The 26,001-nt window shown below is 65.9% G+C and carries 27 protein-coding genes; 8 read left to right on the top strand and 19 right to left on the bottom strand.

What is annotated here, in order from left to right; translation table 11 throughout:
• Positions 1-56 precede the first annotated feature (56 nt).
• A protein-coding gene (locus DK419_RS25835; protein ID WP_425352611.1) for an IS3 family transposase occupies positions 57-1,240 on the bottom strand; the annotation gives its coding sequence in 2 pieces (ribosomal slippage) (positions 57-988 and positions 988-1,240; 1,185 coding nt in all).
• A 75-nt stretch (positions 1,241-1,315) separates the two neighbouring features.
• Positions 1,316-1,531: a hypothetical protein gene (locus DK419_RS25840; RefSeq protein ID WP_109961617.1), complete on the bottom strand. Its 216-nt coding sequence runs from the start codon at positions 1,529-1,531 to the stop codon at positions 1,316-1,318.
• 158 nt (positions 1,532-1,689) lie between these two features.
• Here DK419_RS25840 and DK419_RS25845 point away from each other — a divergent pair, with 158 nt between their 5' ends.
• The 4 genes from DK419_RS25845 (at position 1,690) to DK419_RS25860 (ending at position 2,921) form a co-directional block, all read left to right on the top strand.
• A complete protein-coding gene (locus DK419_RS25845; RefSeq protein ID WP_109961618.1) occupies positions 1,690-1,920 on the top strand; it encodes a hypothetical protein in 231 nt (76 codons plus the stop codon).
• 57 nt (positions 1,921-1,977) lie between these two features.
• Entirely contained in the window at positions 1,978-2,151 is a 174-nt protein-coding gene (locus DK419_RS28885) for a hypothetical protein (RefSeq protein WP_162561410.1), read from the top strand.
• A 237-nt stretch (positions 2,152-2,388) separates the two neighbouring features.
• Entirely contained in the window at positions 2,389-2,598 is a 210-nt protein-coding gene (locus DK419_RS25855) for a hypothetical protein (RefSeq protein ID WP_109961620.1), read from the top strand.
• A gap of 89 nt (positions 2,599-2,687) precedes the next feature.
• Entirely contained in the window at positions 2,688-2,921 is a 234-nt protein-coding gene (locus DK419_RS25860) for a hypothetical protein (RefSeq protein WP_109961621.1), read from the top strand.
• Positions 2,922-2,942: 21 nt separating this feature from the next.
• Here the strand turns inward: DK419_RS25860 and DK419_RS25865 are convergent, their stop codons facing one another.
• Positions 2,943-5,582 (bottom strand): MHYT domain-containing protein, encoded by a 2,640-nt coding sequence (locus DK419_RS25865; RefSeq protein WP_109961622.1) that lies wholly within the window; start codon positions 5,580-5,582, stop codon positions 2,943-2,945.
• Between the two features lie 137 nt (positions 5,583-5,719).
• A complete protein-coding gene (locus DK419_RS29675; RefSeq protein ID WP_245442721.1) occupies positions 5,720-6,361 on the bottom strand; it encodes a hypothetical protein in 642 nt (213 codons plus the stop codon).
• Positions 6,362-6,444: 83 nt separating this feature from the next.
• Between DK419_RS29675 and DK419_RS25875 the strand changes: the two genes are divergently transcribed.
• Positions 6,445-6,696, top strand: coding sequence for a helix-turn-helix transcriptional regulator (locus DK419_RS25875; protein ID WP_109962507.1), 252 nt, complete (start codon positions 6,445-6,447; stop codon positions 6,694-6,696).
• Between the two features lie 891 nt (positions 6,697-7,587).
• Complete coding sequence (locus tag DK419_RS25880) at positions 7,588-7,767, top strand: hypothetical protein (RefSeq protein ID WP_109961623.1); 180 nt, start codon at positions 7,588-7,590, stop codon at positions 7,765-7,767.
• Positions 7,768-7,810: 43 nt separating this feature from the next.
• Here DK419_RS25880 and DK419_RS25885 read toward each other — a convergent pair whose 3' ends face one another.
• The 15 genes from DK419_RS25885 to DK419_RS28905 form a co-directional block, all read right to left on the bottom strand.
• Positions 7,811-13,081 (bottom strand): phage tail tape measure protein, encoded by a 5,271-nt coding sequence (locus DK419_RS25885; protein ID WP_162561412.1) that lies wholly within the window; start codon positions 13,079-13,081, stop codon positions 7,811-7,813.
• A complete protein-coding gene (locus DK419_RS25890; protein ID WP_109961625.1) occupies positions 13,074-13,316 on the bottom strand; it encodes a hypothetical protein in 243 nt (80 codons plus the stop codon). Before DK419_RS25890 ends, DK419_RS25885 begins: the two co-directional genes overlap by 8 nt.
• Complete coding sequence (locus DK419_RS25895; protein ID WP_109961626.1) at positions 13,313-13,726, bottom strand: hypothetical protein; 414 nt, start codon at positions 13,724-13,726, stop codon at positions 13,313-13,315. The genes DK419_RS25890 and DK419_RS25895 overlap by 4 nt, the downstream gene beginning before the upstream one ends.
• Before the next feature lie 485 nt (positions 13,727-14,211).
• Complete coding sequence (locus tag DK419_RS25905) at positions 14,212-14,400, bottom strand: helix-turn-helix domain-containing protein (protein ID WP_109961628.1); 189 nt, start codon at positions 14,398-14,400, stop codon at positions 14,212-14,214.
• A 122-nt stretch (positions 14,401-14,522) separates the two neighbouring features.
• Positions 14,523-15,464: a hypothetical protein gene (locus DK419_RS25910; protein WP_208642245.1), complete on the bottom strand. Its 942-nt coding sequence runs from the start codon at positions 15,462-15,464 to the stop codon at positions 14,523-14,525.
• Positions 15,465-15,679: 215 nt separating this feature from the next.
• Positions 15,680-16,357 (bottom strand): recombinase family protein, encoded by a 678-nt coding sequence (locus DK419_RS25915; RefSeq protein ID WP_109961629.1) that lies wholly within the window; start codon positions 16,355-16,357, stop codon positions 15,680-15,682.
• Positions 16,358-16,597: 240 nt separating this feature from the next.
• A complete protein-coding gene (locus DK419_RS28890) occupies positions 16,598-16,816 on the bottom strand; it encodes a hypothetical protein (protein WP_162561414.1) in 219 nt (72 codons plus the stop codon).
• Positions 16,817-16,923: 107 nt separating this feature from the next.
• Entirely contained in the window at positions 16,924-17,352 is a 429-nt protein-coding gene (locus DK419_RS25920) for a hypothetical protein (protein ID WP_162561416.1), read from the bottom strand.
• 71 nt (positions 17,353-17,423) lie between these two features.
• Positions 17,424-18,101, bottom strand: coding sequence for a hypothetical protein (locus tag DK419_RS28895; RefSeq protein ID WP_162561417.1), 678 nt, complete (start codon positions 18,099-18,101; stop codon positions 17,424-17,426).
• 605 nt (positions 18,102-18,706) lie between these two features.
• Positions 18,707-18,877: a hypothetical protein gene (locus DK419_RS28900; protein WP_162561418.1), complete on the bottom strand. Its 171-nt coding sequence runs from the start codon at positions 18,875-18,877 to the stop codon at positions 18,707-18,709.
• Positions 18,878-19,356: 479 nt separating this feature from the next.
• Positions 19,357-19,572 (bottom strand): helix-turn-helix transcriptional regulator, encoded by a 216-nt coding sequence (locus tag DK419_RS25930; protein WP_109961632.1) that lies wholly within the window; start codon positions 19,570-19,572, stop codon positions 19,357-19,359.
• Between the two features lie 311 nt (positions 19,573-19,883).
• The gene (locus DK419_RS25935; RefSeq protein WP_109961633.1) at positions 19,884-21,101 is read right to left on the bottom strand and encodes a tyrosine-type recombinase/integrase; all 1,218 of its coding nucleotides are present in this window, start codon (positions 21,099-21,101) and stop codon (positions 19,884-19,886) included.
• Positions 21,102-21,711: 610 nt separating this feature from the next.
• Positions 21,712-23,193: a methyl-accepting chemotaxis protein gene (locus DK419_RS25940; RefSeq protein ID WP_109961634.1), complete on the bottom strand. Its 1,482-nt coding sequence runs from the start codon at positions 23,191-23,193 to the stop codon at positions 21,712-21,714.
• Positions 23,194-23,365: 172 nt separating this feature from the next.
• On the bottom strand, positions 23,366-23,854 hold the full coding sequence (locus DK419_RS25945; RefSeq protein ID WP_109961635.1) for a helix-turn-helix domain-containing protein: 489 nt from the start codon (positions 23,852-23,854) through the stop codon (positions 23,366-23,368).
• 60 nt (positions 23,855-23,914) lie between these two features.
• Positions 23,915-24,385 carry a hypothetical protein gene (locus tag DK419_RS28905; RefSeq protein WP_162561419.1) on the bottom strand — a complete coding sequence of 157 codons (471 nt, stop codon included), beginning with the start codon at positions 24,383-24,385 and terminating at the stop codon, positions 23,915-23,917.
• A gap of 326 nt (positions 24,386-24,711) precedes the next feature.
• On the opposite strand from DK419_RS28905, the gene DK419_RS25955 reads away from it, so the two are divergent.
• Positions 24,712-25,605 carry a class I SAM-dependent methyltransferase gene (locus DK419_RS25955; protein ID WP_109961637.1) on the top strand — a complete coding sequence of 298 codons (894 nt, stop codon included), beginning with the start codon at positions 24,712-24,714 and terminating at the stop codon, positions 25,603-25,605.
• Positions 25,606-25,725: 120 nt separating this feature from the next.
• The gene (locus DK419_RS25960; RefSeq protein ID WP_109961638.1) at positions 25,726-25,989 is read left to right on the top strand and encodes a hypothetical protein; all 264 of its coding nucleotides are present in this window, start codon (positions 25,726-25,728) and stop codon (positions 25,987-25,989) included.
• Positions 25,990-26,001 lie beyond the last annotated feature (12 nt).

Consider the following 26,001-nt stretch of genomic DNA (forward strand, 5'->3'; position numbering starts at 1 on the left):
GTCGGGCTAACGGGCATGGTATGTGACCTGCTCCCCGCTTTCCCGCCACGCGTAGGTTAGGTCTGTTCCTGTTCTGCCCCTTGCGGGGCGGGTGAGCAACAGGCTGGGGGCATGGAGCCCCCACGCGGCGCAGTGCCCCCAGTCTGTTGCATCGCGAGGGCACTGGCCTTGGCGGCGAACTCCATCGGGGTCAGCCCGGCGAGGCTCGTGTGTGGTCGGGCGGTATTGTAGTCGATCCGCCAAGCATCAATGATGCGACGCGCCTCGAACAACGTGCCGAAGACATGTTCGTTCAGGCATTCGTCGCGCAATCGCCCATTGAACGACTCCACGAAGGCGTTCTGCATCGGCTTGCCCGGCGCGATGTAGTGCCATTCAACGCCTCGTTCCTGAGCCCAGCGCAGGACAGCGGTCGAGGTGAGTTCGGTGCCGTTGTCGCTCACCACCATGGCAGGCAAACGACGCTCGGCAACGAGCCGGTCCAACTCGCGCACGACGCGCAGGCCCGAGAGCGAGGTGTCCACCACCGTCGCCAGCGCCTCGCGGGTGTGGTCGTCGACGACGTTCAGGACGCGGAAGCGCCGCCCGTCGGCGAGCGCGTCGCTGACGAAGTCCAATGACCAGCGCTGGTTGGCCTCCTGTGGGATCACCATCGGTGCTCTGGTCCCAAGTGCTCGCTTGCGTCCGCCGCGACGGCGCACGGTGAGCTTCTCCTCTCGATAGAGCCGGTAGACCTTCTTCAGGTTCACGCACGCCCCCTCCCGTTTGAGCAACATCGCCAGCCGCCGGTAGCCGAACCGGCGGCGCTCGCCCGCATGGTGGCGCAGCCGAGCTCGTAGCGCGTCATCGGTGCCGGGCCTGCGCTCATATTGGAAAGCCGAGCGGTCTACCCCGAGAAGCCCGCACGCACGCCGTTCCGAGAAGCCGTGATGTTTGATCACGGCTTCGACAGCAGCAAACCGTGCGGCGGGCGTGGTCAGTTTTTTGCCAGCAAATCCTTCAGGGCCGCGTTGTCGAGCACGGCCTCGGCCAGCAGCTTCTTCAGCCGCCGGTTCTCATCCTCCAGGGTGCGCAGTCGCGCTGCCTCGGACACCTTCAGACCGCCGTACTTGGCTTTCCAGTTGTACAGTGTCGCATCGCTGATCCCGTGCTTCCGGCACAGATCGGCGGTCTTCACGCCCGCGTCATGCTCGCGGAGCACCGCGATGATTTGCTCCTCGCAAAACCGGCTCTTGCGCATGGTCCATCTCCATCCCGATGGACCCAACTTACGGATGGCAGGAAATCAGGGGAGCAGGTCATATGGTCTCCGGGATTAGTGGGTGGCGGCGCGGCGAGTGGCATGAGCCGCCGCCCACGCGGTCTTGAGCCCGTGCGCCATCGCGGTGCGCCAGCAGCCGTGAGCGAGGCAGCCGTTCAGGACGGCCCGGGCGTGATGGACGGCGAAGGCCATGATTGCCCGGCGATCGAAGCCGCCCGCCGCCGTCCAGAGCCCGGCCTTGGTGCCGCTCGCGGCCCGCAGAGCCTTCACCCTGGTGGTTTGGACGCTCTCTAGGTAGCCGCGCCACGCCACTGCCGGCCCGCGCTCGGCCTGAAGCTCGCAGCGAACTGCCGGCTAGTGGAGCAGGAGGCATCGAAAAGTGCTGTTAGGGCGTTGAGGGGCTTCCCTCACAGCGGTGGGATCGCTCCATGACGACAGAGCAGATGCGCCTCATGACCCACCTCGATCACGTCGGAGGCTGGATCACGCTCTACGAGCTATCCGGGGCCACTCCCCTCGCTCAGGATGACGACCTCTTCGTCCCCAGCGTCGTCGCGCGAGGATGGGCCGACCATGATCCTGTCGGCGCCGCGGTTCGCATCACGAATGAGGGCCGCAGCGCGCTGGAGGACAGTGTTTTCCCGCAGCGTCGGCGATGAGGAGCTTCAGACCCGCTCGCTCTGCTGCGGCGGGCTTCCTTGTGGGCGCCCTGCAGCGTGCTCAGCCTCGACGGCGGCAAGGCGGGCCTGAAGCTCCTTGATCGTGGCGTGCAGCTCACCGGCATCAACAGCCAGCTCCACGCACTGCTCCTGCGCGTCAGCCAGTGCGAGGCGCAGCTCGGCGTTCTCGACAGCGAGTGCGAGCAGATCAGTCTCAGTGCTCATTCGTGATTCAGGCCAAGCCGCATCGCGGAAGGGAGCGGCAGCTACAGCAGGTCAGGACGCAGCCGCCGCTCTCGCCGGCTTGGGGAGGCCCCTGTCCGGCTCGCTGGCAAGGTCGGCTAACGCAGTTAACGAAACGTGGACAGGGGGCCGTTGCCGAACCGGCTGCTGCCATAATCCATCACGGTCCCGTGAACCGGCGAGGAGTTCAAGAAGTTAACGCACGCTAACCGAGCTCCGGGTCAGATGTCGAACGCCAGCGCCAACCTCACGAACGCCAATGTGCCGACAAGAAGCTTCGGCAGCGAACACGACCCGGTCCTCGACGGCATTACCCGTGGGCTCGAGACGCTGTTCCCGCCCGTCTACCAACTCGGGGGCGTAGACCTTAGATTGGAGTTGGTGCGGGACGACCTCACGAGCGACATCGCTCAGCGTTCGGACCTCAGCTGCTGAGCCTGCGCTGTCCAGCATCCCAACGCAGGACAATCACGCACGACCTTGTTGCCCTATATACAGTTGCGCATGGGCAATGAGGGCACGCTATGAACTTCCCCGACGCATCATCCGAAGCCGCACCGCTGGTAGCCGCCTTAGCTGAGGAGCTGGCCTTCGCCCTGACTGCCGACCTCATGGCCGAGCAGTATCGCCGGCCGAGCCCAGCCCTCGACAGGATCGCGGCAGCGAAGGCCTTCCTCGAACGGCAGCGACACCCTGTCGGCCCGACCGTGCTGGAGGTGGTGGAAATCGCCACTGCGCAGGGCGGGCTGCCGAGCTAGTGCCAGCAGCCCAACACTCTATCACTCTGACACCGCAGCAACCTCAACTTGGCGGTTGTCGAGCTTTCGCAACTCGGTGGCGATGTCCTGCAAGCTGGCGTTGCCTTTGCGCAGAACTTGATTCGCCTCGGACAAGCGGTCGCGTTCTGCGGCAGTGACATCGCGGGCGCTGAGCACCACCACGGGAACTTCGGCGCAGCCGGGCGTGACACGCAACTGGTCGAGGAACGAGAACCCGTCCATCACCGGCATGGTCAGGTCGAGGAGCACAAGCCGGGGCACACCGTGCCGGACTTGGTTAAGCGCCTCGCATCCATTCCCGGCTTCGCGAACGGTCCAGCCGTTGCGCTCTAGAACCGTCCGGAGGCGGTGGCGCATGTCGGCATCATCGTCGACCACGAGCACGTCGCCGTCCGCGGCTCGAAACTGGTCCAGGATCGTCCGGAGGCGTGTCCAGTCCACCGGTTTCGGCACAGCCTCGACTGCTCCGAGGGACGCACTGAGCGCCGCATCGGCAACGAAGCTGACCATCACCACGGGGATGCCGGCGGTCTCCTGGTCAGCTTTCAGGGCGGCAAGCACCGACCAACCATCCATCTCCGGCATCATCACGTCGAGCAGGATCGCCCGCGGCCGAAGCGACCGTGCAAGGCCGAGCCCTGTGTGCCCGTCTCCAGCTGTGCGGACGGCGAAGGACTGGCGTTCGAGGAACCGGGCCATCAGCTCGCGCTGACTGGCCTCGTCGTCGATCACGAGCACAAGGTCGCCTGACGTGACCCGGTTCTCGGAAGCCGCTGACTCCGCCTCGCTGGTTTGCTCCGGGGCCACCGCCGGAACTCGAAGGGTGAAGCTCGTGCCTTGACCCTCCACGCTCTCCACCGTGATGTCACCGCCGAGTAGCTGCGCGAAGGCGCGGCTCAGCGCCAGTCCAAGGCCAGTCCCACCGTAGTTGCGCGTGGTGCTCTCATCGGCCTGGGTGAAGCGTTGGAACAGGCGCCCGACCTGCTCCGGACTCATGCCAATGCCGGTATCCTGGACAGTGAACCGGAGCCACTCCCCGCTGGCGTCAGCCTCACGGCCGGCCCGCAGGGTGATGGTCCCACCCTCGGTGAACTTCGCCGCATTCGATAGCAGGTTGAACAGGCATTGGCGCAGCTTCACTGCGTCCGTACGCGCTTGGCCGATGTCGCCAGCCACGTCGAGCACCAGGACGTTGCCCTTCTTACCCACCAGGGCGTCGACGGTGGCCGCGGCATCGGTGACGAAAGTAGCAACGTCTACATCCTCTGGATAGATTTCCATCTTCTCCGCCTCGACCTTCGATAGATCGAGCACGTCGTTAATCAAGCCAAGCAGATGCTGTGCATTCGATTTGATCTTCCCGAGATCTTTTAGGAGGCTGTCCTGCCCGAGTTCTTCGGCCTCCTCCTCCAGCATCTCCGAGTAGCCAATGACCGCCGAGAGCGGCGTGCGTAGTTCATGGCTCATGTTGGCGAGGAAGCGGCTCTTGGCGCGGCTGTGCTCCTCGGCCGAATCGCGCGCCTCCTTCAGGGCTTGCTCATGTACGTGGCGCTCGGTGACGTCTACGTGCACTCCGACCCATTCCCGGATCGCCTCATCGGCATCACGCACGGGTACGGCGCGCACGGAATAGTGACGCCATGAGCCCTCCGGCGAACGGACCCGGTGCTCGACGACGTAGGGCGTTCCCTTCCGGACGGCCTCGACCCAGACCCGTTGTGTCTCCGCCAGGTCCTCGGGATGGATGGAAGCGGACCAACCGCCGCCCCGATACTCGGCGAAGGCCTGTCCGGAAATCCGCTCCCAGCCAGGCTGCTCCTCGACGAAGTTCCCGGCGGCATCGGTCGTCCACATCACACCGTCCACCGCCTGCACGGCCGAACGGAATCGCTGCTCGCTGACGTGGAGGCGCCGCTGCACCCGTCGCTGATCGAGCGAGCCAGCCATCATCGCCAGGAACAGGATGACGAAGGTCACACCCGCCACCGCGAGAGCCAGATTCTGCTGATCGACGCCTAGCGCGGTCACGTGTGCGGCATGGGCGCCGGCATCTTCGGCGGTGAAGGTCGCCGCAGCCATGCCCGTGTAGTGCATCCCGGCGACCGCCAGACCCATCACGCATGCCGCGGCGAGCTTCTGCCATGGCTTGTTCTGGCGGAATGTCAGCCAGAGGGCGGCGGTCGCCGCCGTGACCGCGATGGCAACGGAGGCCGCAACGATGGCAGGGTTGTAGGCGAGGTTGCCCGGCACCCGCATCGCGGCCATGCCGGTGTAGTGCATCGCCGCCACACCGAGGCCCATCAACGGGCCTGCCACCATCAGCGACGGGACGCTGGTTCCCTGGCGCTCGACCCAGGTGAGGGCGGCGGCCGTCGATCCGATCGCGATGACGAGGGACGAGAGCGTCAGGCCGAGATCGTAGGTGGCGGGCATGCCCATCTCGAAGGCCAGCATGCCGATAAAGTGCATCGACCAGATGCCGCCCCCCATGGCGACCGCCGCCCCTGCTCCCCAGACCCAACGCGGCCCTGGATCGGGCCGCCGAACACGCGCCCCAAGGTCGAGCGCGACGTAAGACGCGAACACCGCGATGATGATGGAGAGCGCGACGAACGCGGGATTGTAGCCGGTATGGACCATGGGACTTCCGGAAAGTTACTGGGGAAGCCATGCCACAGAAACGCAGCGGTGTTGGGTCAATCGCCTCTTCGTGAACATCATGGCTGGTGTGGCATCCTGACCGGGGAACAGGTCCGGACCCTCTAAGCGGAACAGCCTCACACCCCCAGGCGCGCACGGCCGAACCGCAACACCGCGACCACCACGTCCTGGCGGCGCGCGGCAGCCTCGAGCGCCATCAGGTCGACGCCGCAGGCCTCGAACGTGCCGGACACCAGCTCTTCGCGCCGCCGGGCCTCGCCCTCGGCAATGCCGGCTTCCTCGGGGTCGCCGATGACCCGGTACAGGGCCGCTTCGAGGTCCAAGCCGTCACCACCCTGGCGGCTCCAGATGCCGGGTGCGGCATAGAGGGCGAGCAAGGCATCGAGCACGTCAGCCACCGATGGCGGGGCGAGGTCCGCGACCGCGGCGGCGCGGTCGTCGGCTGTCTCGGCGAGGCGGTGGACGTGCAGCTCGGTCGCGCCGGCCGGGACGCTGCCGATTGCCAGCAAGGCCGCGGCGCCAGCCGCGTTGCGGGCTACCGCCAGCACCAGGGCCGCGGCATCCCCTACGAGGTCGCGGGCGGCGCTGGCGGGATAGACGCTGCAAACGTAGCGGCGCCCGGAGCAGCCCCGCCACGCGGTGAGGTCGCCAGTGGCCCCAGAGCGCAACCGCTCCTCGCGCACCGGCTGCCGGGCGGCACGGCTGGCCTTCATGCCATGGACGGCGACGCTCCAGTGAAGGGTACGGCGAGAGGTCATCGAGGCGTCCTTTTCATCAACATTTTATGTTGATATGAGTACGTACGGCCGATAGGGCCGTCAACAGAAAATGTTGATAGATGATGAATGCCGCTCAGTGCCGGGCCGCCCGGGCCCTCCTCAACTGGACACAGCCGCAGCTCGCGGAGGCCGCTGGTGTCGGCCTGTCCACCGTGGTCGATTTCGAGAAGGGGCGCCGCGCCGTCTCGTCGGAAGGCGTAGAGAAGTTGGCGACTGCCCTCGAAGCTGCCGGCGTGTCGCTTATAGCCGAGGGCAGCACCAGCACGGGCGGCGGCCCTGGCGTGCGCCTTCGGGACCGTGAGGAGGGAGTATAACTGTCGAAGTTCTGGTTAGAACCGAGATCTTGGTGGACACGCTCAACCTCAAGAGCGTGCGTGTCCTGCTCATCTAGTGAACAGAGCTACGCCGCTTGACGAACAGCAAGCCCGGCATGTGGTTCCTGATGTATTCGCAAATAAAATGTATAACAATGTATTTAGTGCGCCTTCAGAACTCTAATCAAAGAAACATATTTTATGACAATATTATATTGATGAGTTATTGCTTCAAACTCCTTAAGTATCGTTCTATGGCGATAGCGATAGCATCACTTCGAGATATGCCATTTTGTATTGCGAAAAGTTCTATACCCTTCAACAAGTCTCGATAGATCAACGTCTTTATTTTCACGTTTCCTGCGGCCGGAATTCCCTTTTTATCTTTTAGGCGCGGCTTTTTATCGCCTTTGTCTTCGTTGCTCATGACACACCATAATAGAATTGTGGTCCAAATCCGATGTTAATCACAAATATAATCGGTAGAAAGATTTTTATTTTTTATATCATAGGGAACGAATTCGATGGAAAGCACATAATGATATTGGATATTTTTACTTGTACGATTCGTACTTAGGATCGTTGCGACAGATCAATGCGGCTTGATCGCGCGATGAGCCCCGCATGCAAATCGCGCTGGCCTACTGCCCACTCGACCAGACGGGCGGTGCTACAGACGGAGAGACTAGACACCGGGCCGAAGGTCCCTTAGACCTTCCACCAAGGGGCACTGAGCCCTTGGTGGATGAGCGCATTGATCAGCCGCGCGCTCAATGACCGGACTACCGCACGCTGAACGGCCGGGGTCGCCCGTGTCGCAGCACGTCGCATCGCATTGGCGGCACCCCGAACAACTGACGCGCTTCAGGCGCATCAGCGGAGCCATATGCGATGACGACCACCTCTGCTCAGAACAGTGACCGTGAACACGCCATTCTCTCGGCGGTGACTGCGGCCTTCGTCTACTCGGACCACCTCTTGGGTAAGGCCAGAATCGGCGGCCTCTCAGATAACGAAGCGCGCCGCCTGCTGGCGGAGGCCCGGAAGGCTCGGGCGCGCCTCGCAGGCTGAGGTCCAAGCCGCGATGGAACGGCCCTTGGCCCCCCATCGCGGCTTACCCGCCGGCCGACACCCGCTTGATGAGCTGCTTGATCGCGCCGCCCCGCTGTATGTCGCTGCCGATGATGTGGACGATCTCGTTGGGGCCGGGCGGCGGCACCTGATCCCGATCGACCACATAGACGCTGGTCTCGGCCCGGGCCGAGCTGGCGAACCGCGACGGCTCCACCGGCGGAGCCTTCGCCATCACGCCCGCACCCATGGCGTTCATGCGGTCCAGGCTCTCCCGGCCGATCACGTCCACCGCGCTCCGCTTCAGGACGAACTCACCAGGCATGAGGGTCCGGGGGACGCTATCCCGGTTCGGCACCCCGCCCGTGACCAGGCCGCCGGTCGCCATGCCGGGCGCCGCTGGCGCTCCGATGAAGGCACCGAGGATGCTGCCGAGCAACCCGCCGCCCGCACCGGCACCGCCCATCAGGCCCCCGAACAGGGCCTTCATGATCTCGTTCGAGGCGGCCTTGCTCGCGATCTGGAGCATGTCGGTGAGGATCGACGTGGCGAAGGCCTTGAAGGCGTCCTTCCCCTTGATGGTGCCGGAGGCGAGCCCGGTGAACAGGTTCGTCATGCTGTTCGACATGCCGCCCATCGCCTGCTGCCAGTAGCCGGCCATCTCCTGCGCCGCCGTCTTGAACTCGCCGGTCTTGCGGTCGATCATCCCGGCCGACGTGAAGAAGTCGAGGGACCCGCGACTGAGCGCGGCCCCGAAGTCGTCCTTCCGCGCCTCCACCCCACGCTGGAGGCCCGCGTTGGCCGCGTACTCGGCCTCCTTTTTCTTCAGCTCGGTGATGCGCTCCTGGAGCGCCGCGCGCCCGGTCTCGGACACCAAGCCCTTGTCCCGGAGCTGAGCGAGCTGCTGTTCGAGCGCCAGTTCCTCTGCCCGCACCGCGGCGGCCTGGCCCTCCAGCTTCAGCCGGTCGGCCGCCTGGCGCGCCGCGGTGTCAGCGGCCTGCACCTCGCCGGCCGACACCTTGCCCGAGGTCTCCTCACCCTTGAGGAAGTCGGCCCGGGCCTTGGTGCGCTCGGCCTCTTCCCGGTAGGTCTTCAGCGTGGCCTCACCGATGGCCTTGGCGTTCTCCTCCACCAGCCTGGCGGCGCGGTCGGCATAGCTGCGCTGGATGCGCGCCACCTGGTCCGTCTTCTCGTCGGGCGCGAGGGACGTGAAGCGGTCGCTGGCTTTCTCCCGCTCCAGCTCCTTATCCCGGAGGGCCGCCAAGGCGGTGATGGTGCGGGAGGCCGGCGCGAGGTCGGCCGTCCGGCCCACGGCCCGCTTGTCGAGCGACAGCCGGTCGGACAGGGCCTGTTCGTCACGGGCGAGCTGGCGCTGCTCCAGCGCCAGGCGCTTCTGGCGGACAGCCCGGGTATTGGCTTCCTCGGTCGCCGCGGCCTCCGCCCGCGCCTTCCGGCCGGCGGCCTCGCCCTCATCGAGCGCATCCCCGGTGGGAGCCACCAGGCGGTCGGCCCGGGAGGCCTTGGCGTTGAAGGCGGCCAGCAGCCGGGTGACGAACTCGGCCGACGTGTCGTCGGCCCGGCCACCGTTGGCGGTGATGGCCTGCCGCGCCCGGCCCGCCTCCACCCCGGCATCGATCAAGGCCTGAACCGCGCCCTTGCCGGGGTTGCCCAGCAGCGCCGAGCCGCCGCCCTCGCCCTGGTTGTACAGGACATAGCGGTTGTCGTCGGACAGGTTCAGGCCCTTCGAGCGAAGGGTCTTGTCGATCTGGTCAAAGTACCGGATCGCGGCCAGGGCCGACTGAGCCACGTTGGTGGGGTCCGACAGGCCGAAATCGGAGGCGGTGCCTCTGGTGAACTGGAACACGCCGCGCGCCCCGGTAGAGCTGACGGCCTGCGGGTTGAAGTCGCTCTCGAACGACCCGAACCGCAGCAAGGTCCGCAGCCGGTCGTTCCGGCCCGCGCCCTCTGCCGCATCCGCGACCTGGCGCGCCACCGCGTTGGCGCTCTCGGACAGGGCCGGGGTCCGGTTGAACCCGACCGGGGCGCTCACCGCCTCCCGGGCCAAGCGGATCTGGCCCTGCTGGTCCACGATGCCGATGGCCTGCTGCAACAGCTCGCGCACCTTGGCGGCCAGCTCGGCCGCCTTGTCCACGGTGGTAGCCGGGTCGCGGATCTGCTTATCGAGCTGCGCCACCTGCGCGTCGATCACGGTCTTCTGCCGGCCGAGCGCCCGTTCCTGCGCGGTGAGCACCGCTTCCGTGACCCGCTTGCGGGCCTCCACCAGCCGGTCGGTGTAGCCGGCCAGGCGCGCGTCCAGCTCCTCATTCGCGGCGGCCAGACGCTCGCGCAGCTCGGCCCGGTTCACCACCTCATCCGGGTTGGCGGTCTCGGCCTCGATGAGCTGCCGGGCGATGGTGCGCTGGCGCTCCACCAGCGCCTTCACCTGCGCTTCGATCTCGCCCGGCCCTGCCGCGTCGCGCGTGGTGCCGGCGCGCTTCATGAGCGTGTCGATCTGCGCCGCGGTCGCCTTCCGCTCGGCCTGCAGCTCGCGCGTCAGGTCCGGCCGGATGCTGGACGCGATCTCGTCCAGCTCCTTCGTGACGCCGCGCCGGAGGCTCTTGAGCTGGTCCACGATGCGGGCACCGGCCTCGGTGACCGTCTTGTCCGCCGCACCGGCTGCCCGCAGGCCGTCCAGGTACTGGCCGAACTCGGCCTCCAGGCGCGCGGCGTCGCCCTGCGCCTCCCGGATCACGGCAACGATCCGGTCCTTCTTCTCGGTGCCGGACAGGCCGCGGTCCGCATCCACCGCCCGGCTGCGCTCGACCAGCCCCGCCTGGAGGTCGGCGGCTCGCTGGCCGAAGGCCTGGAACTCGGGAGCCTGCTGGAGGCGGGAGACATCGGCCCGGGCCGACAGCTCGGTGAGCTTGCCCTGCGCCGCCACCGCGTTGCTGTTGGTCTTCACCGCGTCTGCGAACAGGGCCGCGATCTTGTCGAGACGGTCGAGGGTGTCGGTGATCCCCGCGAGCCGCACCGGACTGGCGCCGTTGAGCCGGAGCGGCGCGGCCTCGCGCTCCAGGCGCTGGCGCTCATCAAGGATGAGCTGCTGGTAGCGGGACACCCCGAGCGGATCGTCCTTCCCGAGCGTGGCCGGGTTGCGGATCACGTCCAGCAGCGGCTTCAGCGCGGTGAGGCCGGCGCGGGCGAGCGCGGCGTCATCCGTCCGGGGGCCGGTGACCGGCCGCACCGGGTACCGGGGGTCGGCATACTCGGGAGCACCGCCGCCGAGCGCGTCCGCGATGCGCTGATCCGCCGAGCGCCGGTCCACGTTGCCCTTGGTGACCAGGGCGTCCAGCTCCTTCGCCGTCACCGCGAACTGGCGCTGCAACAGCTCGGTGTTCTGGCCCTGAAGCTCGGTGCGGAGCCGGCGGTAGGCCGCAATCAGCTCATCGATGCTGGCCGCGTTGGCCGAGATGGACAGCCCGAGGTCGCCGAACGCCTTCTGCGCCTCCAGGATGGTGTTGCGCCGCAGGACCGGATCAGCGTTCAGCTTCTCCCGGCGCTCCAGCAAGAGGCCGATCTGCTGGTCCACGCCCGAAATGCCGGTCTCGATGGACTGCTGTTCGGAGAGGACTTCGTTCCGGACGGCGCGCACCTGGTCCAGGGCGGCCTTGGCGCGCTCGGTGTCCGACAGGATGCGGGCGAGGTAGGCCCCGCCGCCGATCGCCGCGCCGGTCGCCGCGATGGCGAGCACCGCCGGGTTGGCGAGGCCCGCCAGGAGCGGGGCGAGGCTGGCCCCGAGCGCCCCGAGGCGCAGGCCGGCGGCGGCCACCGCGATGGTGCCGAGCCCGGTGCCGACGATGGGGAGCACCACCCCGAGCTTATCGGCGGCGGTGGTGAGAGCGGCAGCCCCGTCGACCGCACCGGTGAGCCCGGTGACCATCGGCCGAAGGCTCTTGTCGAGCACGCCGAAGGCGACGTTGTTGAACCGGGTGAGGCTGGCCGTCAGGCTCTCGTTGGCCTTGGCCGCGCCCTCGGTCGCCGCGCTCGACAGCGTGAGGTCGCCCCCGAGCCGCTTGATGGTGTCGAGCTGGCCGAGCATGGCCGAGAAGGCGGAGGCCGCCCGCAGGTCGAGCGAGCGCAGGGCCTCGGACGTGCCAAAGCCGGCCCGGCGCAGGTTCTCGATGACGCCGATGAGGCCGTTGGCCCGCAGGTCCACATCGGCGAGGCTGAGCCCGACCTGGCGCAGGCCGTCCTTGAGCTTGTCGGTGGGAGCGGTGAACTCCTGGAAGAACTGCCGCAGGCCGGTGCCGAGCGTCGAACCCGACTTGATGCCGGCCTGCGCCATGCCGCCGAGCGCCGCCGTCAGCTCGGTGAACGACACGCCGCTGTCGCGCGCCACGTTGGCGGCGTAGCTGATGCCGTACTGAAGCTGCTCCATCCCGAGCTTGGTGCGGTTCAGGGCACCCACGAACACGTCGGCCACGTCGCCCGAGCGGCTGGCCTCCAGGTTGTAGGCCCCGAGCACCGAGGTGATGGCCTCCACCGACTGCTGGAGGGTGGACCCGGACGCGGCGGCCAGGTCGAGCACCGGCTTCAGCGTCTGGCCCACGCCCTTGGCGGACAGGCCGATCTGGCCGAGCTGGATGGAGACGTTGGCCAACTCGATGACGCTGAAGCGCGAGGTGGCCGCGACGCTCAGGAGCTGGTCCCGGAAGCCGGCCAGCTCGGTGTTGGTGGTCTCGGTGATGGCCTGGAATTGGCGAAGCCGGTCATCGAACTCGGCGATGTCCCGGAGGCCGGTGCGCAGCACCGCGATGCCCGCGCCGATGGCGGCATAGTTGGCCGCGATCTGAGCTTGGAGCCCGAACAGGCTGCCGCCCGAACCGCCGGCACCGGCACCGCCGGGTGAACCACCAGGCGGGAGGGGCGGGAAGCCCGAACCCGAGCCGCCGGCACCACCCGAACCCGAGCCGCCCCCGGAGGCCGGTGCGGGCGACGGCGACGGGGCCGAAGCGGCCTGCCGGGCCGCCGTCAGGGCCGCGGTCGCGGCCCGAAGGTCGGTCTCGGCCTGGCGGAGCTGGTCCCGGAGCCCGGCCTGGACCGGGCTCGCGGCCAGCTCGGCCTTGAGCTTCGTGACCATGGTCAGCAGCGGTTCGACGGATCGCACCGTCCCCGCGAACTGTTCCTGGAGCGCCCGAGCGCCCTGGACCGTCTCGCGGATACCCTGCGCCGTGCGCTGGAGGCCGGAGTTCAGGGCGGCATCGTCCAGGACGATGTCCACACCCACCTGGCCGTTGTCGCTGCTGTTAGCCATTGACCATCTTCGCGAAGGCCAGCATGTCGTCCACGCTGGATAGGTTTTTCTCAGGCCCGGACTGCTTCGCCCCGAAGATCTGGCCCGCCGTGTAGAGAAGGCTCTCGGTGAAGGACATAGCCCTCACCATCTCGGACTGAATCTTCAAATCGGTGAGCGTGATTAGATCTTCGAGTGTGTGCGACCAATACACGGCCGGCAGGGCGCTCGGCTTGACGCCGAGCGTGAAGATCACCGTGTCTCGGAAGCTGAGCCCACCAAGCCATTCAGCGACGACCCGACACCCGTCAGTCGATCCCCGTTCGCCTGGAGGCTGAGCAGGTGCTTCTCCAGCCGCCCGAGAAAAAAATCCGACAGGTGCTCCTTCGCAAAGTCGAGCACCGCCGCCCCGTCCTCAATGGTGAGCCGGTGGAGGATGCCGGCGGCGGTCTCGCCGTCGATCCGCCGGCCGCGTTCGTCGCGGGGGGCCAGACAGATGTCCAGGACGGCCTCACGGGTGGGGGCGTGGAAGTCCACCTCGGGCAGCCGCTCGAAGCTGCCGACCATCTCGGCCAGCTCGTTGAGACGGCCGAAGTACATCGTCACTTCGTGCGGCTCGCCGCCGATCTTGATGTTGATGGTCGGGGCGGGGGAAGTTGCCGTCATTTTACATTCTCCGGATGGCTGTCGGAGAAATGGGTATTGTACAGCCCCGTTCAATACGGGATTAACTTACATTTCGATCACCTGCGAGGGGATCAACTTCAGCATCCGCAGAACAGCGACGTGGGACCACACTAGGCCACGCGGCGCCGGGATGCCGGCGCGGGTGAGGCCGGCGGCCAGGGCGGGGAGGCTGGTGGCCCCGGCTGCGCGCAGCTCGGCGACGATCGGGGCGAGTGCCGCCGCGCGCTGGCGCGCCCGCTCGGATCGGGCGACGGCAGAGGCGCGGCTGGCTCGGTGTGCGAGGGCGGGAAGGTGCTGGTGACGTGGCATGGCAGAGAGGTGGGCGCCGGCTTGGCAGCGAGCAAGGCAGTGGTGACTGGTGCGTCGGAGCGAAGATCTCACTTCCCCGGAAATGCCATGGAAATTCCGGGGTATTTCCCTGGAAGCGATGCAGAGCTGGGCCAGGCCAAACAGGGCTCGGGACGTCACTCGGCCTCGATGCCGGCTTGGGCGGCGACCTCGCGCGCACGCATCTGCGTCAGGTCGCGGCGGCCCCGCTCGATGTCCGAAAGGTGGCGCTGCGAGATCCCGAGCACTGCCGCCAGCTCGGCCTGGCTGCAGCCGTGGTGCTGACGCGCCGCCGTCACCGGCGAGCCGTACTCGGCCAAGAGCATGGCGAACCAGTGCGGGACGGTAGCCTATCCGGTCGCCCCACCGCCTGGCTGTGCAATCAGCGTGTCGTCGTCGCAGTGTTGGAGGAGATGCGCGGTTGGATCGCGCATCGTATTGGCTCGGGTCAGGCCTCCGTTGTTACGTCGACGCCGCGGATCGCATCAACCCACTCCTCAAATTCAGCGACACCGTATTTGTTCTTGGCCCAGTTGCAGGCGAGATGCGTGACTTGGACGTTGGTGTCGTCGTAAGCCCCGTTGGCGCTGTCAATCCGGTCGGCAGAGGCCTGCATCATCGGATTCTCCGTGCCCGGGAGGAGCGGCGCGCCGCACAGCGCGCAGCGACCACCCTGCTTCTGCCGCCAGATGCGGGTGAGGAGTGCGTAGAGGTCGGTAAATAGTGGTGCGCTGCGGATTGGATTGATGGTCACCCTCTCCTCGCCGCCCTTCTTCACGCGGTCGATGATGCGGTTGGCCATGCGCGTCGCTTCCTGCCTTACGTCTCGCGGTAAGTCGACGGCGACACTCTCGCGGAACTGAAGGTAGGCTTGCACGGCCGGGGTGAGATTGAGCGGAAGCTCTCGAACCGGGAGCACCATGACCGCGGCACGTTCATCGTCAAGGGCTTCTACCACGCCGCCGCGGCCAGCTCCGACCGCGAAGGCGCTGTAAGCCCTGGGGATGATCTGGCGAGCGAGCGGGAATGGTGGCCCCTCGATGCTGGCGGCGCGCACTACGGCGAGGGAATGAGGCCATTTATCGCCACCGTGCATCTCAACAGAGGCCGCCCAACTCTCCGCTGGGATGATGCGGCGGGTCTCGAGTATCTGGTTCGGCTCTGGAACGATGGCGGAGATGAGCCGGCTCTTGTGCTCCGGATTTTCCGTTTCTGGCCCTGATGTTCCAACGTAAATTAGGATATCTCGCCCCGGACGGAACTCTTTGCTTAGGTATTGACCAATAGACATCTTGCTAAAAGATAGTGCAGGCCAGTAATCACTGATGGGTGCCCATTCGCTCTTAAGGAAAATGCGGCCGTTTGGCATCATCATATCAGCAATTTTCATATCATCTTCCCCTACTACTATCCACGAGCGTGCCGAGCAGGCGCACCCGCCGAACCCATCTGACCGCGCCGCGTTGTCCTAGGGACACTCCCCGAAATAACCCCGGGATTTAGAGGGTATTTCAGGGGTATCGGTGCTGACCAGGGCGGCCTGAGGCCTGAGCCGCCCTGAGCACCCGTCGCACCGTTGTTAGGCTCCAAGCCGGTGTACCTGCGTCAGGCTCCGAGCCGCGACAGGGTCCGGCTCACCGCCATCGGGGACCAGGTGGTGCCCCGCGGCGGGGCGATGCCGGCCCGGTTCAGGCCAGCTGCCAGGGAGCGGAGGCTGGTGGCCCCGGACGCGCGCAGCTCGCCGATGATCGGGGCGAGGTCGGCGGCGCGGCTCTCGGCCCGGGCCTGGACCGCGGCAACCCCCTTGGCCTTGGCCTCAGTGGAGAGGGTGGCACCCCGGTCGCCCCCGAGCTTCACCCCGCGCGCCTTCGCTGCCGCGAGCGCGGCCTTGGTGCGGGCCGAGATGGCGCGGCGCTCCTCCTCCGCGACCATGGCCATCACCCCGACCGTGAGCCGGTTGGCGTTTGGCATGTCGGCGGCCACGAACTCGATGCCGGCCTTCTCCAGCCCGAGAAGGAAGCCGGCATCGCGGCTGAGCCTGTCCAGCTTCGCGATGAGGAGCTTGGCCCCATAGACCCGGCACGCCGCAATGGCGCGCTGGAGCTGAGGCCGGTTCGTGTCGGACTTGCCGCTCTCCACCTCCACGAACTCGCCGGCCACCGTCCAGGCCCCGCCGTTCAGGTAATCCGTCACCGCCCGCTGCTGAGCCTCCAGGCCAAGGCCGCTGTCGCCCTGCCGCTTGGTGGAGACGCGCAGGTAGGTGACGAACTTGCCCTGAGCCATGGCCGAACCTCTGTCACGAACCAATCATCGAACGTCGATTGGTTCGTGGCAGGAATGGCAGAGGCTGACCTTGTTGGTCAACCAAACAACGACACGAACAAATCAGACAAAGTGCTTGACATCCCGGTTTATCGGGGATGGGTGGGTGTTTTTTTACAGATACTAACGCACCTCAATAAATACTATCCGCCATCTATGCTTCCGGAAAATTTTGGTTTTAGCTGGATGATAACAGCGCCTTTACGCTTCGCGGTCCACGTAGGTCATCCATCCATCTAGGCCAGCGTATTCCTTCGCCATTCCGTCCAAGAGCACGATACGTTGCTTCTCAGACAGCCGATCCACAATCATCATCAAGAATGCCTGCTGACGGGGATGGTCGCTGTCCGACATAATCATGTCGTACACGTCGCGAAAGCCTTCATTCTTGGCTTCTGCGTTTCCTCGACTGGTGGTCACTTGCGCGATGTCGTAGACTTGGCCCTTCAATGCTTCGTACAGGGGAATGTTTAGAGCCATAGGACCTACCCGCACCAATACCTCGATGCAGGATCGCACAACCTGGCCTAGGCGGCCAGGAGCGAGGCGAGGTAGTCCCGGAACCCGGTCGGGGTGAAGGTCACGCCACCAGGGAGGCGGGGGCCGGCGGCGCGGGCATAGAGGTGCGCCAGCTTCCGCACCTCGGCTGGGTCCGTCACCTCCTGCCCGAGGTCGCGCGCGAGGCTGAGCCGCCAGGTGGTGGGGGTGTCGAGCTGGTCCCCGCGCCGGGCCGCGAGCCAGCTGAGGATGTCGGACACCCGGTAGACCAGGGGCGAGCCCGACGCGCGCCGGAACCAGGCGGAGGGTAGAGGAGCCGGTGTGAGGCGACGGTTGCGCCACACGTTCCAGGCCCCGGGGTCGGCCCCGATGGCGGTGGTGACGGCGGCGGAGGTGACCGGAGACCAGGAGAACACGCCCGGGAAGGTCACCTCGGAGGCCGCCGGCAGGTCCCTCAAGGGCGTCGCCGGCTTCCTCATAATAACCGCAGCGGGCCGCACTGAGCCGAAGCTGTTGTCCTGGATCATTACTACTCATCCTCCAGCAGTTCGGGGTTATTCTGCCTCCAACTCAGGTAACCGGACCACGCTGCCTGTGTTAGCGATAAATCAAGTCCGTACTCTTCCGAGGCAGCGCTTGGCCCAAGCTCCACAAGCGGTTGATGTTCTATCAGCTTCTCGCACACCTCTGCGAAGCTCATCCCTGTACCAGAAGTAGCCGCCTCAACGGCCGGGGCCTTGTCTAGAATTGATGTGGCATTACTCTTCATATCCACAAGTTCTCGTTTGGACACCACGCCTTTGAGCTGGTTGGGGGAAGGTCCTTTCACAGTCACATGGTAGGGAGAAACGCACCGGGGATTGACGCAACGGTCAAGCGCCGGCACGTCGTTGATCGGCGTGCAGGTGATAATAGAGTATATAGCCCGGTGCGCCGCAACTTTGCCACCGTATTTCGGGTCATGAACTTGAGGCAGAGCGCGATCTGCTTGGTGACATCCCGCAAAATTGCGGTGACCGCTGTATGTGTCAGAAACTTTGTACGGTCTGTACCTCAATTTGGCCTGCTTGGTGAAGCCGGTCCACTCCCAGCACTCCACCTTCTTCGAGCCCCGGACAGTGATTTTTTTCCTGATCCGCTCCGGCAAGTCGTTGAATTTGTACGATTTTATGAGCGGATCGATCGATTTTTCTGGGTGGGGGTACATGCCATTTCCTTCTTATATATTTTTGTACATCCCAGGGATGTACGAGTTTTCCCCATAAGCTGACTTACCCTTCCCCCCACCCCTATTAGAGAGGAGAAAAGAGAAGAAAGAAGTAAGATATATCTTATTTTTCAGTTTCTTAGATCGTGAACCCCCACCCATAAATCGCGTGCGCTAGCCGAGCCACCTACGGTCCCGCAGCCGCCCCCGCGCGCTTCTGGTCGAGCATGCGTAGGTGACGCCGTTTCTCCGCTCGCCAGAGCCGCGCGACCCTCCGGGTCAATACGTAAAGTTCGCTGTCTCTAGGCGCATAGTCGATTACAAAATCCATGAATGCGGGAGACATGCCTGTAAGATCTGCGTAATGCTTAGGCGGGAAAAGTCCAAACTTATCTCTATGATAGTAAATTGCACCAAGCGAAGATAGTATCATGCGGGACTGCCATCGATTTTTTAGTTCAAATTTTGCATATTTTGTCATTCTACCAAGTATAAGAGCACTACAACGATCGACATTTATGAAAGCTTCCGAGGATTCTGTGAGTGGCGCGTCTGGTCCCCGTAGACTATAACCGGTCTGTAGAGAAGGAAGGCGGCTTGAACGCTTAGCGGCCATGGGTTTGTCCTCCCGACAGCAGGCGATTGAGCGCGTCCACGGGGATCAGAACCTTGCGTCCAACGGTCACTCGAGGAAGGTGCTGATCGATGAACCGAAGGCTCCAGCCGGTCCGATCGCGAACTTGCTGCCTGGTCAGGAAGTTGTTGAGCGCGTCCACGAAGAATTTCTCCTGTTCCGAATGACACCGACGTATGCGTCGATGCACTCAGATTCCAGAGAATGCACTTCAGGCTTCCCGGGGAAATCAGGGGAAGCCTCCGTGAACTCCAATGCGTTTGGCGACAACGTCGGCACTGCCCGAACTGGGACCCTGCCCTCGGCAGAGCACCCGACGTTGCTGCACCGCCGCCGATCACAGGCCTATGCCTCGCCGTAGCCGCTCTATCGCAGCCTCGAGCGGCGACCCTCGCTCGTCCTCGCCCATAATCATCCTCCTTTCCGGGGAGCTTTGCTTTTGCGCGAGTTGGGGGGCGGGCATGGGCCTGACGACCGCATCGTGGGCCGTGGGCGCCCGTTGGGGCTCAGGATGCGGTATGGGCGCCGAACCGGCGCCGGGCTCCACGGGCCGCCTGAGCCCGTGCATTGGCCGCCGTGAACGCGACCGCGAATTTCTCGCCGCCGCCAAGATGTGGACGTTCAGCCGCCACAGCGCCGGCTATTGATCCACTCGTCCAGGTCATCGCGCCGAATGCCGATACGGCGCTCGCTCAGGCGCAGGATGCGCGGGCCGCACCCCGCCTTGACCAGCCTGCGCATGGTCGAGACGGAGAGATTGGCGGCCTCGCACGCGGCGTTGAAGTTGATGACAGGGGCGTTCGGGCGCGCTTCGCCCGCCGGTACGGTATGCGGCACGGCATGTCTCCAGCGTTGGAAGAAGCTGGGGATCGGTCTGCCGGGATCAGCAGCCTCTAATCTGACCCGCACCCAGCGTGCGCGCCCAAATTGTGATTGCGAGCTTGAACTGAGGCGACACTAGACAACCAAAAGCGGTCACGCAAGCTTATAAGCTGCCACCAGATGTCATTTCTGGTCCAGGCACATCCTTACGATGTGCTGTTCTGCGACTAGACATCCATTGCCGTTGAGAGTGGCTCTGCCATTGTGGCCCAGCACATCCCCGGCTGTGTGCCGGTGGTCCCCACCGGCACGACCTGAGAAAAAATTTAAGCGCTCGCTTGGGGAGGAGCCTCCTCCCGCATCTCGCAAAGGCCAGCCACATGGGCGGCCCATAGGTCCAGGGCTGCCCGCTTTTCAACCGCGTAGGACGCTCTGTTGTAGACGCCCGCGACACCGGCCCGGGCCCCGGAGACGTGGTTCAGGATTGCCTCGATGATGTGCGGCGCGACCCCGAGCCGATCCGCCATCATCGTCGCGGCCGTCCGGCGCAGGTCGTGCAGGGTCCAGGGCGCCAGCGGCGTCCCCGCCTCCGTGAGCCGGCTGTCCAGCGCATTCTTGGCTCGTGACCAGCCGGAGAAGCCACCGGCCCCCTCACCAAAGACGAGCGAGCGGCCCTCGAGGCGTGGCGCCTCTCGCAGGATTGCCACCGCGGGAGCCGAGAGCGGAACAAGGTGCTCTCGATGGTTCTTCGCCCGGGCAGCGGGCAGGGTCCACAGGGCGGCGTCCAGATCCAGCTCCGTCTCAGCCATCCCGCCCACCTCCTCCCGGCGCTGGGCCGTAAGGATCAGCATTCGGACGATGCGCCCATAGGCATCGTTGCGGCATGTCCCCCAGATCGCCTTCAGCTCGGCGTCGCTCAGGACACGCTCGCGCGTCTTCTCCTCGGCAGGCTTGTGGGTCCCGACTACCGGGTTGGCTTCCGTCAGCCCCTCCCCAATCGCCCACGCGAAGAGCGCCGAGAGAGCCGACCGGCTCCGGTTCGCGGACACCCCACCGCTGCTGTCGCGCAACTCCGTAAGCCTGGTGGCCACGTCGGCCCGCCGCACCTTATGCAACGGGAGGCCCCGCAGGGGCGCCCAATGCTTTGTCAGGTGGAGCTTGGTCTGATAGAATGTCCCGGGCTTCTGCCGGACCTCGCAGTGCTTCAGGTAGGCATCTGCAACGCTGCCGAGCGTGACAGCGGCAGCCTTTTTCGCGGCAGCCTTCTCGGCGTGCGGGTCGTTGCCGGTCAGGGCGTTGGCGAGAAGCGTCCGGGCCTGTCGCCGGGCCTCATCGACGCTAAGGGTGTCCACTGCACCGATGCTGAGCTTCTTCGTAGCTCGCTGCCCAGGCACCCGGTACTGGACGACGTAGCGGCGGCTTCCCCCGGCACTGGCGCGGACGCCGAAGCCCTTGACCTCTGCATCCCACAGGAACGCCTCAAGCTTGCCGGGCGGGACCGTCAGGGCGGCGACGGTCTGGCGGGTGAGGCGCTGCGCAGTCATTTTCCGGAAGCCAATCGGAAGCCACAGACCCGAATGCCTGTGGAATCAGGATACCGTTTCTGCGCTCTAAAAACTAGAGGTTCAGAGGGAAAATGACGCCGCTTGATGGCTTCCGGACACTTCTGAAAGCTCATCCTCGAAGACTGGGGGACTAGGGGTCGGAGGTTCGAATCCTCTCGCTCCGACCATTCACATCAAGCATTGAGGCTTGGTTCTCGAGGGTGCCGGACCCTCGGCTTCCAAAACGGTTTGCAAGGTTCAGCGCTCCGAACGGGGCGCTTTTCGCGTTTGCGGGCCCGCCAGGCCGCCTTCCGGTGCTCGAAGAGCGGAAGACTCGAACAGCAGCAGACCTGCGCAGCCGCTGACGCAGAGGCCGGCCGCCTCGCCGAGGTGCCTCCCCCCGAGCGCCCTAGCCGATCCTGCTCCGGCAGGAGGTGGGAGCGTGGTATCGTCCTCACCCTGAATCGCGTGCTGGGTGCCCACGCACGACCTCTGGCAGGCCGGACGACCGGGTCACCCCGCCACGGCGCGCTGAAGCGGCAGGACCCTGGCAGGCGGGCCGAGGAAGGCCGGAACGAGTCGCGGAACCGCAAGGAAACGGTCTGGCGGGCTATGCAACGGCTTGCGAGACCGTTCGCACCTGCAGGGTGGCGCGCTCGACCTGTGCGACGGCACCGGCGATGGCGCCCACCCCCGTGGAGATCTCCTGGGCACCACGAGAGGCCGTCTGCATCGATCCCGACATCTCCCGCGTCACCACGGCCTGCTCCTCGACTGCGGCCGCGATCGCCGCGGAGACCGCGTTCAGCTGCCGAATGGTCTCCTGGATCGTGCCGATGGCGAGGACGGCCTCGCCGGTGGCCGCGCGCGTGGCGTCGATCTGGGTGCGGATCCCTTCGGTCGCCCTGGCCGTCTGACCGGCCAGGGCCTTGACCTCGGCGGCGACGACGGAGAAGCCCTTGCCGGCCGGTCCGGCTCGTGCCGCCTCGATGGTCGCGTTGAGCGCCAGCAGGTTCGTCTGCTCGGCGATGGTCTGGATCAGGCTGACCACCTCGCCGATCTGCTGCGCCTGGCTGCTCAGGCCGGCGACGATCGCGCTGGTGTTCTGCGCCTGCGTCACGGCCGCCTGCGAGATCGCGGCGGCATGGGTGACCTGGTGGCTGATCTCGGCGACGGAGGCGGCCAGTTCCTCCGCTCCGGCCGCCACGGCCTGGATGTCGCCCGAAACGCGCGCGACGGCAGTGGCGGCCCGGCCGCTCTGCTCGGTGACGCCGCTCACCGCATTGCCGATGACGGCGAGATCGCCGGCGATCACGCGACCCGCCTCGGCGCGACGTTGCCGCTCACGGACCCGAGAGGTGACGTCGGTGGCGAACTTCACGACGCGCAGGACCCTGCCATGTGGATCGAGGATGGGGTTGTAGGTCGCCTGGATCCAGACTTCGCGCCGATCCTTGCCGAGGCGCCGATACTCGGCCGCTTGAAACTCGCCCGCCCGCAGGGCCGCCCAGAACTCCCGGTAGGCGGGCGTGTCCCACTCGGCGGGATCCACGAACACGTGGTGATGCAATCCGCGAACGTCCTCGAGGCGGTAGCCCAGGGCGTCGAGGAAGTTCCGGTTGGCGTCCTCGATCGTCCCGTCGGGGGCAAAGGTGATCACGGCCTGGGACCGGTCGAGGGCAGCCAACCGTCCCTCCGCTTCGAGGGCGCGCAGCTTCCATTCCGTCACGTCCGTCGCGAGCGTGACGATCCTGGTGATGCGCCCGCTCCGGCCGCGCACCGGCGTGTAGCTCGCCTGGAGCCACACCTCGCGGTCTCCCCTCGCGAGGCGCAGGACCTCCGCCTTGTGGGACCGGCCATCGCGCAGCGTATCCCAGAACGCCCGATAGGCCGCCGTCTCCCGCTCGAAAACGGGCACGAACATGCAGTGGTTCATGCCTTTTATTTCGAATAATTGATATTCCATTATTTCCAGAAATTTGTCGTTCGCGGAAACGATCGTTCCATCCGGATCGAACTCGATGATTGCTTGAGACCGGTGAATGGCGCGGAGCGTGGAAGGCGCGACGAAGCCATCGAGGTTGAACAACATGCCAGCTCCGTCCTCATGACCGGCGCGGCGGATCCCTGCATCCGGTATCGTTGTGACCGAAGGGCATTGATGGTTTTTAATGATGATAAAAAGATTTAAATTCGATCATCGCAAATTTTGCATCGCGTTTCGCGATCATGATATTCCGATGATCGAGCGCCCCCTGTCGCCGTCATCGCCGGCGCGTGTCCGTGGGCGTGCAGCCGAAGCGCTTGCGGTAGCGCTGGGTGAAGTCGCTGATATGCACGAAGCCCCAGCGACGCGCCACATCGGCGATCGATCGATCCGCATCGGCGTGGGAGCGAAGGTCCCCGTGGACCCGCTGCAGGCGCCTCTCGACGATGAAGCCCAGGGGCGTCGTGCCCAGCTCGCGCTTGAAGGAATTCTGGAGCGTTCGCACGCTGACGCCGGCGGCCGCCGCGATGTCGGCGAGCCTCAGGGGCTGCGCGAGATGGGCATCGATGAACGCCATGGCATCGCGCAATTGTGCCGACGAGGCCTTGAGGCTGTAGGATTCCGGCGCGGGCTGCCGACGAGGCCAGCACGACAGGAGCTGGTAGCTGACGATCTCTTCAAACAGCGTGAAGAACAGGTCGTGCCCTGGATCAACCTGCTGCAGTCGCCTGTGCAACCGCCGGAAGCACAGCAGGAAGGATTGCATGGCGAGCGTATCGACGGGCGCGACGGGTTCCAGGTCGGGGAACGCGGCATCGTCCTCGGCTTAGAGGGCCCGATGGCTGGCCAGGAGGGCGGACCGCGTGATCGTTCCGCTGATCGCCGCGAAATGGGCCGACGCCTCTTCGTTGCGCATGTCCTCGAAGGCGACGAACATGGCTTGGCCGGGATATCCGAGATGCTCGCTCGTCCGGCTCCGCCGGGTCATCCGGCCGCTGGTCACGAAGCGGATCGTGAACAGGTCGGCCTCGAGCTTCGGCACCGTGACGAAGCCCGTCCTCGTCTGCGTGAGCCACAGGCTCATCGAACGGCTTTGTCCACCCTCGACGGCCAGGTGTGGGCGTGTCTTGCGAAGAGCGTGGAAATCGACCGCGATACCGCCATGCTCGTTCAAAATCTCGAATGCTCGCGCGCTGTTCGATTGATGAGAAAAATAAGACTGCGGACGCCACGGGACGGATTTTTTTGCATCTCCCGACATCCGCATCATGCTCTCACTGCAGAACGACCAGTCCATGCATAAATTACAGTATCGATTTGTCTGTTGCAAGCCAATAAATCTGAATATATTCCTTTATTGAAGAAAATTTCGTAGATTTTTGATATTCGGAGTGTGTTTCAAGCGCGAGTTCATCGGCCGGCGAGGCGTCGTCTCCGACGACATGGATCGCGTTGCGACGGGAAGAGCGGGACAGGCTGGAATCGGCCCCGAGGCCGATCACCGCCGTCCCCGGCAATCCCGGCGCTCGTCCCGGCGCTCGCCGGGGCTTTTCGCGAGGACCGCGAGGCCGGGCGCTTCGGCCGGCTCGCGGCACGGGGGCGTTCGTGCGACAAGCCCGGGCCATGAGACCCGGCTCCCTCTCCCTCGACGCCTTCCTGGGCCGCCGTGCCGCCGACCGGCGGCTGGCGCGGCTGACCCACGACATGCCCCTGCCGGAGGCGCGCGGGCTCGAATTCGGGCCCGGGGACAACCCCACCCCCCTGCCCGAGGGCGTGCGCGTCGCCACGATCGACCACGCCCTCGATGCCGGCGCCGGGCTGCCGGGCGCCGCGCCGATCGACCACGCCTGGGCGGGATCCGGGGCGCTCGCCCCGATCGTCGGCCCCGAGCCATACGACTTCGCCATCGCCGCGCAGGTGGCGCAGTACGTGCCGAACCTGCTCGGCTGGCTGCGCGGCATCCACGGGGTGCTGCGCGCGGGCGGCGTGCTCAACCTGTCGCTGCCCGACAAGCGCTTCATGTTCGACGCCGCGCGGTCGCCGAGCACCCTGGCGGAGCTGGTCGAGGCGGACCTGCTCGGCCTTACGCGGCCGAGCCCGCGCCAGCTCTTCTCCCACGCGAGCGAGGCCCGGGCGGTGGCGCCGGAGCGGATCTGGGCCGGCGACGACCCGGCCGCGGCGCCGCGCCTCGCCGAGGGGGACGCCCTCGCCCACGCCTACGCGGAGACCTCGGCGGCGCTGGCGTCCGGGGCCTACGTGGCGTGCCATTGCTGGGTGTTCACGCCGGAGAGCTTCCTTGCCCTCGTCGCGGGGGCGACGCGGCTCGGGCTGTTCCCGTTCGTGCTGAACCGGATCGGCGCGACGGAGGCCGGCGGGTTCGAGTTCTACGTCTCGATGCGGCGCGACGGCGAGGAGGAGCCCGGCGCCCTGCGCCGGCTGCAGGAGGGGGCGATCGACCATCTCGACCGCGTCCTCTCGCAGCAGCACCGGATCGCGGCGCTGCTGGCGGGACGCTGAGACGCTCCCGGCCGAGGCGCTGCCGGGCCGGGCGCCGAATGGCCGCGCCCTGCGCGCCGGAACCTCGGCCGGCCCTCCCCCGTTCCAACCGATCCCATCGATCTCAACCGGAGGCCTCCCATGCGAGCTCTCACGATCCGGGCATCCGTCGCGGCGGCCCTCGTCCTCGGGACGGCGGGCGCGGCGCTCGCCCGCAACAGCGATTCCGGCAGCGGCCTGTCGCCCTACGCGGCGCTGAACGGCAACGACCGCTCGGCCGGCGTCAACAACGGCAATTACCGCCAGCCGCGCTACGACCCGTACCTGCGCACCTACGGCCGCCCGCCGGTCGGCACCTACTATCGCGAGGTGCCGCCGCCCGCCTATTACGGCTACCCCTATTGAGGCGGGCGCCCG

This window comes from Methylobacterium terrae, assembly GCF_003173755.1.
GTDB lineage: Bacteria > Pseudomonadota > Alphaproteobacteria > Rhizobiales > Beijerinckiaceae > Methylobacterium > Methylobacterium terrae.